At 60.7% G+C, this 15,018-nt stretch carries 13 protein-coding genes; 5 read left to right on the forward strand and 8 right to left on the reverse strand.

Translation table 11 applies throughout. The annotated features are described in order from the left end of the window. Window positions 1-41 precede the first annotated feature (41 nt). Window positions 42-1,043, reverse strand: coding sequence for a LacI family DNA-binding transcriptional regulator (locus IBT47_RS14985; RefSeq protein ID WP_200561102.1), 1,002 nt, complete (start codon window positions 1,041-1,043; stop codon window positions 42-44). A 361-nt stretch (window positions 1,044-1,404) separates the two neighbouring features. On the opposite strand from IBT47_RS14985, the gene IBT47_RS14990 reads away from it, so the two are divergent. From IBT47_RS14990 to IBT47_RS15005, 4 genes are all read left to right on the forward strand, one after another. Then, window positions 1,405-3,333: a beta-glucoside-specific PTS transporter subunit IIABC gene (locus IBT47_RS14990; protein ID WP_200561104.1), complete on the forward strand. Its 1,929-nt coding sequence runs from the start codon at window positions 1,405-1,407 to the stop codon at window positions 3,331-3,333. Then, entirely contained in the window at window positions 3,330-4,742 is a 1,413-nt protein-coding gene (locus tag IBT47_RS14995; RefSeq protein WP_200561106.1) for a glycoside hydrolase family 1 protein, read from the forward strand. The genes IBT47_RS14990 and IBT47_RS14995 overlap by 4 nt, the downstream gene beginning before the upstream one ends. Before the next feature lie 44 nt (window positions 4,743-4,786). After that, window positions 4,787-5,641 (forward strand): BglG family transcription antiterminator LicT, encoded by an 855-nt coding sequence (licT, locus tag IBT47_RS15000; protein WP_200546089.1) that lies wholly within the window; start codon window positions 4,787-4,789, stop codon window positions 5,639-5,641. Between the two features lie 107 nt (window positions 5,642-5,748). After that, window positions 5,749-6,282: a hypothetical protein gene (locus IBT47_RS15005; RefSeq protein WP_200561108.1), complete on the forward strand. Its 534-nt coding sequence runs from the start codon at window positions 5,749-5,751 to the stop codon at window positions 6,280-6,282. A 21-nt stretch (window positions 6,283-6,303) separates the two neighbouring features. Here IBT47_RS15005 and IBT47_RS15010 read toward each other — a convergent pair whose 3' ends face one another. The 5 genes from IBT47_RS15010 to IBT47_RS15030 are packed head-to-tail and all read right to left on the reverse strand — an operon-like array spanning window position 6,304 to window position 12,189. Further along, on the reverse strand, window positions 6,304-7,065 hold the full coding sequence (locus IBT47_RS15010) for a FadR/GntR family transcriptional regulator (protein ID WP_200561110.1): 762 nt from the start codon (window positions 7,063-7,065) through the stop codon (window positions 6,304-6,306). Between the two features lie 11 nt (window positions 7,066-7,076). Then, complete coding sequence (locus tag IBT47_RS15015) at window positions 7,077-7,856, reverse strand: ATP-binding cassette domain-containing protein (RefSeq protein WP_200561112.1); 780 nt, start codon at window positions 7,854-7,856, stop codon at window positions 7,077-7,079. Further along, window positions 7,853-9,646 (reverse strand): dipeptide/oligopeptide/nickel ABC transporter permease/ATP-binding protein, encoded by a 1,794-nt coding sequence (locus IBT47_RS15020; protein ID WP_200561115.1) that lies wholly within the window; start codon window positions 9,644-9,646, stop codon window positions 7,853-7,855. Before IBT47_RS15020 ends, IBT47_RS15015 begins: the two co-directional genes overlap by 4 nt. After that, window positions 9,643-10,590 carry an ABC transporter permease gene (locus IBT47_RS15025; RefSeq protein WP_105591484.1) on the reverse strand — a complete coding sequence of 316 codons (948 nt, stop codon included), beginning with the start codon at window positions 10,588-10,590 and terminating at the stop codon, window positions 9,643-9,645. Before IBT47_RS15025 ends, IBT47_RS15020 begins: the two co-directional genes overlap by 4 nt. 21 nt (window positions 10,591-10,611) lie before the next feature. Beyond that, entirely contained in the window at window positions 10,612-12,189 is a 1,578-nt protein-coding gene (locus tag IBT47_RS15030) for an ABC transporter substrate-binding protein (RefSeq protein WP_200561117.1), read from the reverse strand. A gap of 124 nt (window positions 12,190-12,313) precedes the next feature. Here IBT47_RS15030 and IBT47_RS15035 point away from each other — a divergent pair, with 124 nt between their 5' ends. Continuing rightward, entirely contained in the window at window positions 12,314-12,964 is a 651-nt protein-coding gene (locus IBT47_RS15035; protein WP_200561119.1) for a DUF1028 domain-containing protein, read from the forward strand. Window positions 12,965-12,980: 16 nt separating this feature from the next. On the opposite strand, the gene IBT47_RS15040 is transcribed toward IBT47_RS15035, so the two are convergent. Both IBT47_RS15040 and hpxD read right to left on the reverse strand, forming a co-directional pair. Then, window positions 12,981-13,946, reverse strand: a complete 966-nt coding sequence (locus IBT47_RS15040) for a PDR/VanB family oxidoreductase (RefSeq protein WP_200561121.1) — start codon at window positions 13,944-13,946, stop codon at window positions 12,981-12,983. 12 nt (window positions 13,947-13,958) lie between these two features. Beyond that, window positions 13,959-14,996 (reverse strand): molybdenum cofactor-independent xanthine hydroxylase subunit HpxD, encoded by a 1,038-nt coding sequence (gene hpxD / locus IBT47_RS15045; protein WP_200561123.1) that lies wholly within the window; start codon window positions 14,994-14,996, stop codon window positions 13,959-13,961. Window positions 14,997-15,018: the final 22 nt, after the last annotated feature.

A 15,018-nucleotide genomic window follows, 5' to 3' on the forward strand; every position in this document is an offset into this window, starting at 1 on the left:
TCTGTGATGTGGTATCGATACCACATTGTGATAAAAAAAATTTACGCCGACTTTCTGAGCACCAGTTCCGCTTTCAGATCGTCACTGTTGTAGCGGTAGGGTTTACCGGCGATAAGGGCAATCAAATATTCCACCGAGAACTGGCCCAGCTTGTCCACTGGCTGGTTTACCGTGGTAATCGGCACGCTGACCATTTCGGAAACCGGCAGATTATCGAAGCCGACGACCGCGATATCCTGCGGCACCCGAATGTCATGGTTGGTCAGCCAGGTGACCAGGCCGCAGGCCACATCGTCACTGCCGGTAAACACCACGTCGGGCCGTGCGGAAGGGGGCAGTGCCGCCAGCTGTTCCGCCAGGCGGATGCCGTCTTTGTAGGTGTGCAGCCTGCGGAAAATCAGCGTGTCATCAACGGTTTTTCCCGCCGCTGCCATCGCTTTCAGGAAGCCGCGGTTACGGCGCTCGCCGTGGCCTTTTTGCAGGAAATCACCGCCGGTGCAGTAGGCGATTTTCTGGTAACCCTGTTCCAGCAGATAGCCAATCGCGCTAAACGTTGCCTCTTCATCATCCACTCGCACCACCGGCAGATCCGAACCGTCCACGCGGGTGTTGCACAGCAGAATAGGGCCGTGCTGCTGATATTTTTCCAGCACCGCTTTATCGCTCTCCACCGAGCAGAGGATCAGGCCATCAATAATCTTTTTCTTCAGCAGGTCGAGGCAGTTGGCTTCTTCCCCCACGCTGTCGTGGTTCTGCACGATCAGCACCGAATAGCCGTTTTTGCGCGCTGTTACCTCCAGTGCATCCACCAGATTGGCGAAAAAGGGGTTGGTGATCCGCGACACCAGAATACCGATGCGGTGCGACTTCACCCCGCGCATCTGCTGGGCGGCGGTGCTTGGCTCATAGTCCAGCGCCTTCATCGCCGCGAGGATACGCACTTTCTTATCTTCGGAGATGTAAGGGTGATTGTTCAGAAAGCGCGAGACGGTAGTGACCGACAGTCCGGCGTGCTCTGCCACATCTTTAATGGTTGCAGTCATAATGTATGAAATCGATATCAGAATGCCGCTACGCTATTTTTTAGCGTCAGAATTGTCAATCGCAACCTTCCAGAATTTGATCGCAATCACATGAAAGCGGTCAGAAATTTCCAGAAGGCGGCAAAGGAGGCGGCGGTGTGAAGTGAAAGTTGCGAGCCAGATCGCATTACTGCATTCCGGAGATTGCCAGTCTGCACCGGCTCTGTTGATAATCGCCACGCAACGAGCTTTACAGGTTGCCGTGATTTTTATTAAGGCGTGTAACTGGTAAAGCAGGCAAGACCAAAATAAAAATGTTCCTCCACCGCGAGGCGCATTTTTTATTTTGGTCTTTTTTTTTGGTTTTTTTCCGGGGAAAACAGTGGATTATAAACAGCTCGCCCATCAAATCCTGTCGCTCGGCGGCGGCAAAAACAACATCAGCAGGCTCACCCACTGCGCGACGCGGCTGCGCATGGAATTTAACGATCGCGCCAAAGTTGACGCACAGGCGATTGAAAAACTGCCGGGGGTGATCGGCGTGGTGGAAAGCGGCGGCCAGTTCCAGATTGTGGTCGGCAATCAGGTGCAGCAAACCTATCGCACGCTGATGTCGGAAATCGGCACGCTGAACGCGCAGCCTGCCAGCGGAAACACGGCGGCGAAAAAAAGCGGCATATTCAGCCAGATTATCAGCGTGATCTCCACCACCTTCACTCCGGTGATCCCGGCAATTACCGGCGCGGGGATGATCAAGGCGCTTCTGGCTATTCTCAAGCTTTGCGGGTTAATCAGCGCCAGCAGCACCACCTATCAGCTGCTTGATACCATTGCCGACGCCGCGTTCTTCTTCCTGCCGGTGCTGCTGGCCTACGGCGCGGCGATTAAATTTGCCTGTAGCCCGATTCTGGCGATGACCATCGCCGGAGCGCTGCTGCACCCCAATCTGGCGCAGATGCTGGCAAAAGGCGGCGACATTACCTTTATCGGCATTGACGTACGGCTGGCGGACTATGCCGGTTCGGTGCTGCCGATTATTTTCACCGTCTGGCTGATGTCGTGGGTGGAGCGCTTCGCGGAGAAAGTCTCGCCTTCGATGCTGGTGTTCTTTATCAAACCAATGATTGTTCTGCTGGTGACGGCACCGCTGGCGCTGGTGGTGGTGGGGCCGTTTGGCATCCTGCTTAACGATCTGGTCGCTGCGGGCGCGGCGGTGATTAACGGTAAGGCCAGCTGGCTGATCCCGATGTTGATGGGCGGTCTGCAACCCTTCCTGGTGATCACCGGCACCGCTTGGGCGATGACGCCGATTGCCACCGCCCAGCTGACCCGCCAGGGCTTTGAAACCATTAACGGTCCCGGCATGCTGGCTTCCAACATTGCGCAGGGTGCGGCGACGCTGTGCGTAGCGCTGAAAACTAAAAATAAAGATCTGAAGCAGCTGGCGTCGTCCGCCGGTTTCACTGCGCTGCTGGGGATCACCGAACCGTCGCTGTACGGCGTAACGCTGAAGCTGAAGCGCCCGCTGATTGCCGCGATGATCGGCGGCGGCTGCGCCGGAATTTATGCCGGGCTGAGCGGCGTGGTGCGCTATGCGTTTGTATCGCCGGGCCTGGCCGCGCTGCCTGCGTTTATCGGCGACAATCCGATGAATATCGTGCATGCGCTGATCACCTGCGCCATCGCCATCGTGGTGACCTTTGCGCTGACCTGGTTCCTCGGCTTTGACGATCCGCAGCCGGAAGGGGGAGATGATTTATCGCCTTCTGATGGCTCCCCCTCTGCCAGCACCACGCCGGTGACAAACACTGACACGCCAGCGGCTCACCCGCAGAAGTCGGAAACGCTGCGCAGCCCGCTCAGCGGCCGTATTGTGCCGCTCTCCTCGGTGCCGGACGACGTCTTCTCCCTCGGCCTGCTGGGCCAGGGCGTGGCGATTATCCCGGATCGCGGCGTGCTGCTCTCCCCGGTAGCGGGGGAAGTGGTGACCTTCCTGCCGTCTAAGCACGCGGTGGGCATCAAATCAGACGAAGGCGCAGAAATTCTGATTCATATCGGTATTGATACGGTCAATCTGGCCGGTCAGCACTTCACCTCTTCGTTGCAGGTTGGCGACCGCGTCAGCCCGGGTGACGAACTGGTGAGCTTCGATCTGGCGGCGATTATTGCCGCCGGTTATGACCCGATTACCCCGGTACTGGTGGTCAACAGCGAGGAGTATCGGGCGGTTGAAGCCCTTGCTGACGGCCAGATCGCCACGGGGGCCGATCTGCTGGCCCTGAACAGTCAACACGGAGAGACCACAGCATGATGTATCGTCAGACAGCACAGTTTCCAGCCGATTTTTTATGGGGCGCTTCGACCTCGGCCTATCAGGTTGAGGGCGCGTGGAACGAAGACGGCAAAAGCCCGTCGGTGATTGATATGTGTCAGCACGCGGCGGAAACGGCGGATTTTACCGTAGCCAGCGATCACTATCATCGCGTGATCGAGGACATTGCGCTGTTCGCCGAGCTGGGGCTGAAGGCCTATCGCTTCTCGATTGCGTGGACGCGCATCCTCCCCGGTGGCGTCGGAGAAGTGAATCCGGCCGGGCTGGCGTTCTATGAACGGCTGATTGATGAGCTGAACCGCCATGGCATTGAACCGATCGTCACCCTGTACCATTTCGATCTGCCGTGGTGCCTTGAGCAGCAGGGCGGCTGGAACAACCGGGCAACCATCGACGCCTTCGTGGAGTACGCGCGCACGCTGTTTACGCACTTTGGCGAAAAGGTCCGCTACTGGCTGACCATCAACGAACAGAACACTATGATCCTGCATCCGGGGGCGATTGGCCTGCCGGAGGGCGGCGTAATGCCCACGGCAAAATCGCTGTGGCAGCAGAACCACCATATGATGCTGGCCCAGGCGCGGGTGATGGCGCTCTGTCACCGCCTGCTGCCGACGGCGAAAATCGGCCCGGCGATCAACACCACGTCGATGTATGCGGAAACCTGTAAACCGGAAGATGCCATTGCGGCGCACAACTGGGAAACCCTGCGCGGCTGGAATTTCCTCGATGTGGCGGTGCACGGCCGCTACAACTCGCTGGCCTGGCGCTACCTGCTGGACCGCGATATTGCGCCGGACGTTGCGGAAGGGGATGCGGCGATCCTGCTGCAGGGCAGGCCGGACTACGTGGCGATCAACTACTACTCCACGGCCACCATCGCCGCCAGCCGGGGCGACGCCTCGGATATCAGCGCCAGAGCCGGGGATCAGCAGATTATGCTGGGCGAACCCGGCGTGTATCGCGCGGCGGAAAATCCCTTCGTTGGCAAAACCCAATACGGCTGGGTGGTCGACCCGGTGGGGCTGCGCCTGACGCTGCGCAAAACCTGGGAGCGCTACAACCTGCCGATCCTGATCACCGAAAACGGCATCGGCGCGCCGGACGAACTGGAAGCGGGCGAGGTGATTAACGACGACTACCGCATCGACTTTTTACGCCAGCATCTTGCGCAGCTTCAGCTGGCGCTGGCGGATGGCGTTGAGGTGATCGGCTACTGTCCGTGGTCGGCGATTGATGTGGTCAGTACCCATCAGGGCTACGGCAAACGCTACGGGTTTATCTACGTTAATCGCGGCGAGCACGATCTGAAAGATCTGAAGCGCATTCGCAAGCAGAGCTTCGGCTGGTATCAGCAGGTGATTGCCAGCAACGGGCAGAGCCTGTAAAACAACACGCAGCAGACAATGGCCGGGTGGCAACAATGGAAAAAATGACGGTAGTGAAGGTACTGAATAACAGTCTGGTGTTAGCCAGTACCCCCGGCCAAGAAGATGTGATTGTGATGGGAAAAGGGCTGGGCTTTAGCAGCCGGCCCGGCGACGATCTCGATCCGCAGAAAATTGAGAAAATCTATGCGGTACAGAACAGCCAGGCCGCGCGCGATTATCTGCGGGTGATTGAGAACTCGCCGGAATACCTGCCGCCGCTGGTGCAGTCGCTGATCGACCAGGCTAACGTCGGGCTGAACGGTCGCCTCAGCGAGCAGCTGTTCTTTACCCTGATGGATCACCTCAGCTTTGCCATTGAGCGTTTTCATAAGGGCATCGCCATCCAGAATCGCCTGCTGTTTGAGGTTAAACGCTTTTATCCGCGTGAATTCGCGCTGGCACAGCAGGCGGTCAACACACTGAATCAGCGGCTGTCCATCACTCTGCCGGAAGAGGAGGCGGGCAATATCGCCTTCCATCTGGTGAACGGGCAAACCGACGTGCTGAATATGGAATCCACGCTGCTGTCGGTCAAGATGCTGAAAGATATCTTCAACATCATCAAATATCACTTCCGCGTGGAGATCGATCGCGATTCGCTGAACTATCAGCGCTTTCTCACCCACCTGCAGTTTTTCATCCAGCGGATGATCGAGCGGCGGCAGATCGCGACGAAAGACGATTTTATCTTTGAACAGGTTCGCGGCGAGTACCCCGACCACTATCGCGCCAGTCAGCTGATCGCCGAATATGTGCTGAATCTGCTGCAGGTGACTCTGACCAGCGACGAACTGCTGTACCTGATGATCCATCTGGTGCGGGTGGTGCCACCGGCAGGGGAGCTGGCCGACGACTGACATGATTCAACCGCACGGCCGGTTTACGATGTTTTGCCGATGCGCGATACTCAGAACTTCTTCTTTTTCAGTCCGACAGGACCGGCAGACACGAACAGGACCGCAACGTGTACTTCGAAAAACGGAACAGGATCTATCATCTCTTTATCGCGGGAATGTGCCTCTGGCTGGTCTGGATGATGGCATGCCTGTGGCTGACGCGCCGGGTCTGGCTGCGCGAAGGGGAGTATAACGGGCTGATAACCGTCTCCGTGGCCTGCATTATCGGGCTTTTTGCTGCCTGGCGGCATTTCCTCCGTGGCCCGGAGGTGGACGAAGGCAATGTGGCGCTGCTGAAAACCTTTGCCAGTGTGACCGTATTTGCCTTCATTACCCTGTTTAATGTGCCGGATATGTGGGTATATCTGACCGCCAGCCGCCCGGTGCAGAGCGAGGTGGCGTTTACGGTGGAGCATCCCGGCCCCGCCAGTTCACGGTTCAGCCGCTGCCCGGCGGGGATTCGTTACTATGATGTAGACCTGCGGCGTCATATCGAATTCTGCGCCAGCGACAGTGACATTCCACCCGCGGCCCGCGCGCTGCGGGTGGAGAAGCGGCTCGGTAGCCTCGGTGGGTATATCGTCAGCCACCGGTTTATCTGACTCGTCGGTTACGGGAGGCGGCTAAACGCTGTCGCTCAGAAAGCGTTCCTCCAGCGTTGCCTCCAGCGCCAGCATTGACGCCTCGGCGTGCTGCATATGTGCATACATAATTGCTTCCACTTCTCCGGCGTCCTTGCGGCGCATCGCATCGATCAGGCGGCGCTGGAAATCAATCCCGACCCGGCGCTCCACCGGTTCCGGGCGCTGATAAATATCTTTGCATACCGCCAGGTCTTTCAGCAGCCGCTGCAAGAAGTGGCAGAGAAACGCCAGCAGTACGTTATCGGCATAGCTGGCGACCACGCCGTGAAAATCCAGCTCCGCCATCCGCTGGGCCCAGCGCTCATCGTCGTCGGCGGGGGGATGATCGTAGACCGCAATCAGCTGGTTCAACCGGGCAAAACCGGCCTCGTCGATAGCATGGATCGCGCTGACGGCGGCAATCGGCTCCAGCGCTTTGCGCAGGGCATAGATATTGCCGATGGACAGCTCGCGGGTGAACAGATAGTTGGACAGCAGGCTCATGGCGCGGGTTTCGGTCATGGACTCGATAAACGCGCCGCCGCCCGGCCCGGTTTTGGTGCGGATCAGGCCCTGCACCTCCAGCGATTTCAGCGCTTCACGCACCGTGCCTTTACCTGCTGCGTAGTGCTGAGCCAGATCTTTTTCCTGCGGCAGCCGGTCGCCCGGCACCAGGTTATCGCGAATAATGGTTTCTTTAATCGCATCGACAATTTCGTCGGTGCGCTTGCGGCGCGGAGCGTCCGGGGTGTCCTGGGTCATCAATTATTCCTTCACAGACGGGGGGCGCTGGCCAGCAGACTCTGCGTGTAGCGGTGCTGAGGTGAACGGAACAGCGTGGCGTTATCGGCACATTCTACCAAATCTCCGTGATACATCACCGCTACCCGATCGGCAATCGATTCGACCACCGCCAGATCGTGGCTGATAAACAGGTAGGAGAGGCCAAACTGTTCTTTTAACTGCTCCAGCAGCAGCAGAACCTGCGCCTGTACCGACACATCCAGCGCGCTGACCGGTTCATCCAGCACCAGAATACGTGCTTCGGCGGCCAGGGCCCGCGCCAGCGCCAGCCGCTGGGCCTGCCCGCCGGAAAACTCGTGCGGATAGCCAATCAGCGCATCGGCGGGCATTTTCACCGCCTCCATCAGCTCCAGCATCCGCGCTTTTCTTTTGGCGCTGCCGTAGCCGCACAGCGCTTTCAGCGGCACGTCCAGCGTCTCAGCGATGGTTTTTCGCGGGTTCAGAGAAGCGACCGGGTCCTGAAAGACATACTGGATCAGCCGTCCGTTCTCTTTAGCGCTGCGCCCCGGGCCTGCCTCGTTACCCATCAGGCGAATGGTGCCGGATGTCGGCGTCTCCAGCCCGACCAGCATGCGCGCCAGGGTACTTTTTCCCGAGCCGCTTTCGCCCACTACCGCCAGCGTTTCCCCGGCGGCAAGATGCAGTGAGATTCCTTTCACCGCCTGCACCTGATGAGCCGCCGGGCTGAACCAGCGCGCGGCGTGGCCGAAGGTTTTGGTCAGGTTTTCCACCTCAATCACGTTGCTCATACGCGCTCCTGTTGGGGCTGGCTGCCGGGGTACAGTGCTGCGACCTGGCGCAGGAAATCACGGCCCTGGCCTGCTTTCGGCACGCTGGCGATCAGCCGCCGGGTGTAATCATGCTGCGGATTTGCCAGGACGGTGGCGGTATCGCCGCTTTCTACGATCTCGCCGTGGCGCATCACCGCCACACGGTCGCAGATTTGCGCAATCACGCCGAAGTCGTGGGTGATAAACAGCAGCGTCAGCCCGCGCTGGCGGCGCAGGTTTTGCAGCAGCTCAAGAATGCGCGCCTGCACGGTAACGTCCAGCGCGGTGGTCGGTTCATCGGCGATGATAATCTCCGGGTCGTTCGCCAGCGCCATCGCGATGCCCACGCGCTGGCGCTGACCGCCGGAAAGCTGATGCGGCCAGGCGTTAAAGCGCGCGGCCGCATCGGGAATACCGACGTCCTCCAGCAGGGCCACGGCTTTTTGCCGAGCCTCGCTGCGCGACAGCGGTCTGTGCGCCTGAATCGCCTCAACGATCTGGTCACCGATACGCAGCTGAGGGTGCAGCGTGCTCAGCGGGTCCTGGAAAATATAGGCCACGCGCGCGCCGCGCCGCTGGCGCAGGGCATCAGGGGAAAGCGACAGCATCTCTTCACCGCCGACGTACACCGCGCCGCCGCTGATTTCCCCCGGCGGCGAGGCCAGCAGGCCCATGATTGACAGTGCGGTAACGCTTTTGCCCGAGCCGCTTTCGCCAATCAGCCCCAGGCATTCCCCGCGTTGCAGATGGAAGCTGATGCCCTTTACCGCCTGCTGAGTCTGTTTTCCTGCGCGGAAGCTGACCTTCAGATCCACCACCTCCAGCAGGGCGTCTTCGGTTTTTGCCGTCGGTACGGCAGGGCGGGTGACGGTGGTGACCGCCTGCGCACGTTGCAGCACGCCGGAGCGCAGGCGCGGATCGAGCAGGTCGCGGATGCCGTCGCCCAGCAGGTTAAAGCTCATCACCAGCAGGAAAATCATAATTCCCGGCACCAGCGATACGTGCGGGGCGCTGAACATCTGCGCGCGACCCTGGCCGAGCATGGAGCCGAGGTCGGCATCCGGCGGCTGGGTGCCGAGGCCGAGGAACGACAGCCCGGCGGTTTCCAGAATCATCCAGCCGATGGTGGTAGACATGGTCACCACGATCACCGGCATCACGTTGGGCAGCACTTCGGTAAACAGCACCGAAGCGTGGCTTTTGCCGGAGAGACGCGCCGCCTGCACGAAGTCGCGCTGGCGCAGGCCGACGGCCAGGCCGCGAATATTACGGGCGAAGAAGGGAATATTGACCACGGCGATGGCGTACAGCGCGTTCAGCAGCCCCGGCCCCAGCACTGCAACAATCGCCAGCGCCAGCAGGATATAGGGGAAGGCCATCAGCATATCGATCAGCCGCATCAGCAGGCTGTCGGTGCGGCCGCCCGCGTAGCCCGCCAGCAGGCCGATCAGCGTGCCGAACAGCGCGGCCAGCAGCGTGGCGCTGATGCCCACCGCCAGCGACACCCGCGTTCCCCAGATCAGGCGCGAGAGCACATCGCGCCCCAGCGGATCGGTGCCCAGCAGGTGCCCCGGCGACAGCGGCGGCAGCAGGCGCTGCAGCAGGTTGGTGGCATCCGGATCGGCCAGCGGCAGCAGCGGTGCGCAGAGGGCAACGATCGCCGTCAGCAGCAGAATAATCAGCCCCAGCGTTGCCAGGCGATTCGCCAGCAGCAGCGACCAGAGCGACGGGCGGTGGCGCGCAGAGGGCGCAGTCAGAATCTGGCTCATGATTTTAACCTCGGGTCGAGAAGCGCCTGCAGGATGTCGGCGCACAGGTTGATCAGCACATAGACCGCGGCGGCCACCAGTACGCCGCCCTGCACCAGCAGCAGATCGCGGGTGGCAACGGCTTTCACCAGCATCGCGCCCAGCCCCGGCCACTGGAAGACGGTTTCAATGTACACCGCGCCGCCCAGCACGAAACCGGCCTGAATGCCGATGACCGGGATTACCGACACCAGCGCCATGCGGAAGGCGTGGCGGTAAATCACCTTCGACTCGCTCAGGCCGTTGGCGCGGGCGGTGCGGATAAAGTCCTGGCGCAGCACTTCCAGCATTGCGGTGCGGGTCAGGCGGGCGATCACCCCGGTGGCAACAATCGCCAGAGTAATGGCGGGCAGCGCCAGATGATGCAGCAGATCCAGCCAGTCACCGCCGCCCCAGATGGCGAACATCCCCGAGGCCGGGAACCACTGTAGCTGTACGGCGAACAGCATAATCATCAGCAGGCCTATCCAGAACGAGGGCATGGAAATCCCGACCAGCACGCACAAGGTGATCAGCCGGTCGCCCCAGCCGAACTGGCGCAGCGCGGAGGCAATCCCCGCCAGCAGTCCGAGCACGGTACTCAGCAGCAGCGCGCTGCCGCCGAGGATCAGCGTGGCCGACAGCCTTTGTAAGACCTCGTCAATCACCGGGCGGTTCAGCACGTAAGAGCGGCCAAAGTCGCCGTGCAGGATGTTGCCGATCCAGATCAGATACTGCTGCCACAGCGGCTTATCCAGACCGAGATCGCGGGTGATGCGTTCCACGTTTTCCGGCGTGGCCCAGGCACCCAGCAGCGCCTGGGCCGGATTGCCGGGGATCATCGCCATAATCAGAAAGACGATCAGCGAAAGCCCGATAAAGATGGGAACGATCGCCAGGACGCGTTTTAGCGTGTAGTGCCACATAGTCAGGCTCCTGCGTCGGCGTTACTGTTTGGTCACCCGGTTGAGTAACAGGTTAAAGTTCGGTTGCAGGGAAAAATGGTTAATGCGCGTGGAGGTCACGGCATTCTGCTTCCAGTTGGCGACAAACAGCCACGGCGCATCGTTATGCACGATCTGCTGCACCTGGCGGTAAAGCCGCCCGCGCTCGGCGTTATCGGTGGTCAGACGGGCTTTCTCCAGCAGCGCATCCACCTGCGGATTGCTGTAGTAGCCCGAGTTAAAGCCGCCTTTTTTTGGCCAGGCTTCCGTGCGCAGGGTCAAAAATGGCAGGGTATCCGGGTCGTTGGTCATCCACGCCATTTCCGCCATATGGGTCTGCGGCGTCAGTCCGGCGTTGACCTTCGACAGGTAGGTGTTCCATTCATAAGTTTCAATTTTCACGTTCAGCCCGACCGCTTTCAGATCGGCCTGAATGGCGGTGGCCATCGGCACCGGGTCGAGCATCCCCGATCCTCCCTCCGTGACGTAGAAGGTGAGGGTTGCACCTTCCGCTCCCGCCGCTTTCAGCAGCTCGCGCGCCTTCTGCGGATCGTAGGGATACGCCTTCACGTCGGGATTCGCCGCCCAGCTGAACGCCGCCGGGATCGGGCCGTCGGCCACGTCCGCCGAACCCTGGAGAATATTGTCGACCAGCGACTGTTTGTTCACCGCGTAGTTCACCGCCTGGCGCACGCGGACGTCGTTAAACGGTGGCACCTGGGCATTCAGCATCACGTACCAGACGTGCGGCCCGGTGGTTTCATACAGACGGAAGCGTTTGCGCTGCTCCGCGAACAGTTTCACCGTATCCGGCGGCACTTCGACCATTGCGTCGATCCCGCCCGAAAGCATCTCCGCTACGCGGGTATTGCCGTCGGTAATCGGCCGGAATACCACGGTGCTGACCGCCGGTTTACCGTCCCAGTAAGACGCATTGGCGGTCACCACCACGCGCTGATTAGCCCGCCATTCGCCAAACTGAAACGCCCCGGTTCCCACCGGATGGCGACCAAAATCCTTACCGTATTTTTTCACCGCGCTGGGAGACACGATCAGCCCGGTCGGGGTCGCCAGATTGGAGAGAAACGGCGCGAAGGGCTCTTTCAGGTGAAACACCAGCGTCTGCTCATCCGGGGTGTCAATGGACTGGATGCTGGAGAAGAAAAACGACAGCGGGAACGGTCCGGTATCGTGCCACGGGTTCTTCTCATCGATCATACGATCGAAGGTGAACTTCGCGGCCCCGGCGTTAAACGGCGTGCCGTCGTGGAAGCGCACGTTGTCGCGCAGGTGAAAACGGTAAGTCAGTCCGTCCGGGCTGATCTCCCAGCGGGTGGCCAGCGCCGGTTCGATATCCAGTTTTCCTTCGCCGTTGCGCACCAGTCCGTCATACATATTGACCAGAATACGCGAGTCGTTAGCGGCGGTTGCGACCTGTGGATCGAGCGACTGCGGTTCGGCCACCTGACCTATCAGCAGCGCATCGGCGGGCGTGGCGGCCTGGGCCTGCGGTAAGCCGAGCAGCGGGCACAGCAGCAGGGCACTTCTGATTAAAACCTTGATTCGTCGCGTACTCAGCATGGTGGCCTCTTCTGCTTCGGGGAGTGAATTCCGGTTGTCCTGATTATTATTTATGCGTATAAATAGAGTTTATTGCAATAATTTATCCATATAAATTTAGTCTGACCCTGCGACTGGAGCTGACATGACTTTCTCAATCGTCGCGCGCGATCCGCGCACCGGCGCATTCGGTGCGGCCACGGCCACCGCAGGCCCGGCGGTCGGCGCGCTGGTGATCCACGGTGCCGCGCGTGTAGGAGCGATTGCCACCCAGGCGATGACCAATCCGCTGTATGGCATTCAGGGCATTGCGCGTTTGCGTGAAGGATTTTCTGCCACCGAAACGCTGGCGATGCTGCTGCGGGAAGACCCGGAAGCGGCGCGCAGGCAGGTGATGATCGTCGATCGCAGCGGCAGCGTGGCGCACTGGAGCGGCCCGCTGTGCGGCGTATATGCCGACAGCCTGTCGGTGAACGACGGCGCGGTCGGAGGGAATTTACTGCTTAATGCGGAAACGCTGGCGGAGATGCGCCGGGAATACCAGCTGCGCAGCGAGCTGCCGTTTGCCGATCGTTTGCTGGCGGCGATGCGTGCCGGAGCGATGGCGGGCGGCGACAGGCGCGGGATGCATTCGGCAGCATTGAAAATCTGGTATGACCGTGAATACCCCGACGTTGACGCCCGCGCCGACTGGTCCGCCGCACCGCTGGATACTCTGCAGGAAGTGCTGCACCAGCTGCGTCAGCCGCTGTTTGCCGGGTTCTTTGCCGAGATCCCGAAAGGGGACCCGCAGTAGCGGGGGGCTCTGCCTTTCAAAGATCGATAACAATCTCCCCGGAGTGGCTGCGCGAACAGCACAGCGCAATATGCTGCGCCGGAGCGGTTTTTTCCTGTTCGGACTGCACGGTATCGCGGTGATCGATAACGCCATCGATCACCGGCGTCAGGCAGGCACCGCACAGGCCCATCTCGCAGGAGAGCGGCACGGCCACGCCGTTTTCCAGCAGCACCTGGGCGATGCTCTTGTTTCCCGGTACCGGCCAGCGTTCCCCGGTCGACCCCAGCGTGACGGTAAACGTGCCGTCCTGCATTCCCGCCGCAGCCGGGGCAACGGGCTGGAAGGCTTCGCTGTGGATCTGCTCTGCCGCCCAGCCTTTCGCCCGTGCGGTTTCCGCCACCGCAGTCATAAACCCCTGCGGGCCACAGGCGTACAGGTGTTGATTGCCCTGCGGTGCAGCAATGGCCTGCGCCAGCCGGTGGCGCGGGCTGCCGCCTTCGTCAGAGCAGTGAACGGTACACAGCGCCTCACTGCCGCTTTCCAGAAGCTCAGCGATAAACGCGGCGCTGCGGCGGCTTTTGACAAAGTAGTGCAGTTCAAAAGGCGTGCCAGCCGCCTTCAGCCGCAGCGCCATGGCATACAGCGGGGTGATGCCGATCCCCGCCGCCAGCAGCAGCACCCGCCCGGCAGGATGCAGGGGAAACAGGTTGCGCGGGGCGGAGATCATCAGCCGCTGGCCGGGGCGCAGCGTGTCGTGAATATAGCGCGATCCCCCGCGTGATGCGGCTTCACGCGCCACGCAGATCAGATAGCGGTTCGTCTCACCGGGGCCGGTCAGCGAATACTGACGGATCAGTCCGCAGGGCAGGTGGAGGTCGATATGCGCACCGGGCTGCCACGCCGGCAGCGGCGCAGCACCGGTGCCGACCAGGCTGACGGCCAGACTTTTGTCGCCCTGGCACCACAGGCCATCGACTCTTGCTTCCAGCATCTCATTCATCGCAGCCTCCGGTCAGACGAGGAAAAATTCGCCGAAGCCCATTTTTTTCAGGCCGCGACGGTAGGCAATCGAACTGCGATCGGCGGGAATATGCGCCTCCAGGGTTAGATCCAGCGGCAGTCTTTCCGGGCGCTGAGTTTCCACCATCAGCCGGTCTTCCTCAAACACCCGCAGGTTGAAGGCGTGCACGTCCTCCACCGGCACGTGCAGATCGACATTGCGGGCGATCGGCGCAAACATACGGGTGACCCTGGCCGACACCGGTGACGCGGCGTTCATAATCACCATTCGCTCATCGCCCGGAAAATGAATGGTCAACGTGGCGGTAAACGGCAGGTGCATTTCAAAATGCCGCAGCCACTGGAAGCCCTCCGGCGCGCGGTATTCCGAGTGCGGCGCGTAGTTGCTGACCGAACTCCAGTAGTCGGCAACGAAGCCGAACGGCGTGTCCTGCGGTTTGTAGTCCGGCACCAGCTGGTTGTCGGCGTCGGCAAAGGTATCGGTGTGTACCCAGGCAAAGTGGGCAACGTCCAGGAAACCTTCTACCTGGCGACCGGCGAAGCCGTTGACCTCAAAGCCCGGGCAGTTGATCTGCTGGTAGCCCTCTGCATCCCAGAGCGGCATGGTCGGCAGCGGCGGTGGGTTTTCAGCATCAAAGTCCAGGCAGGTCCAGATCAGTCCGTAGCGCTCTTCCACCGTATAGCTCATCAGGTTGAGCTTGGCCGGCACCGGCTGGTCCGGGCTGGACGGAATGCGGTTACAGCGGCCGTCTTCGCCGAAGCGCAGGCCGTGGTACGGGCAGATAATCCCTTCCTCATCGTGAAAACCCAGCGTAAGCGGTACGCCGCGATGCGGGCAGACGTCGCGTGCAACGACGACTTTACCCTTGATGCGATAGATCACCAGCTGTTCGTCCAGCAGCGTGGCCTTCACCGGCGCGGCGTCGATGTCGCAGGCGCGGGCTACCGGGTGCCAGCATTTCGCCAGCTTCAGCCAGTCATCCGGCTCGAAGGTGCAATGCGCGGGGGGAGTGGGTTTGTGCGTGTTCATCGTTGGCCTTCCTGCTCACAAA

This window comes from Erwinia sp. S43, from assembly GCF_016624745.1.
Lineage (GTDB): Bacteria > Pseudomonadota > Gammaproteobacteria > Enterobacterales > Enterobacteriaceae > Erwinia > Erwinia coffeiphila.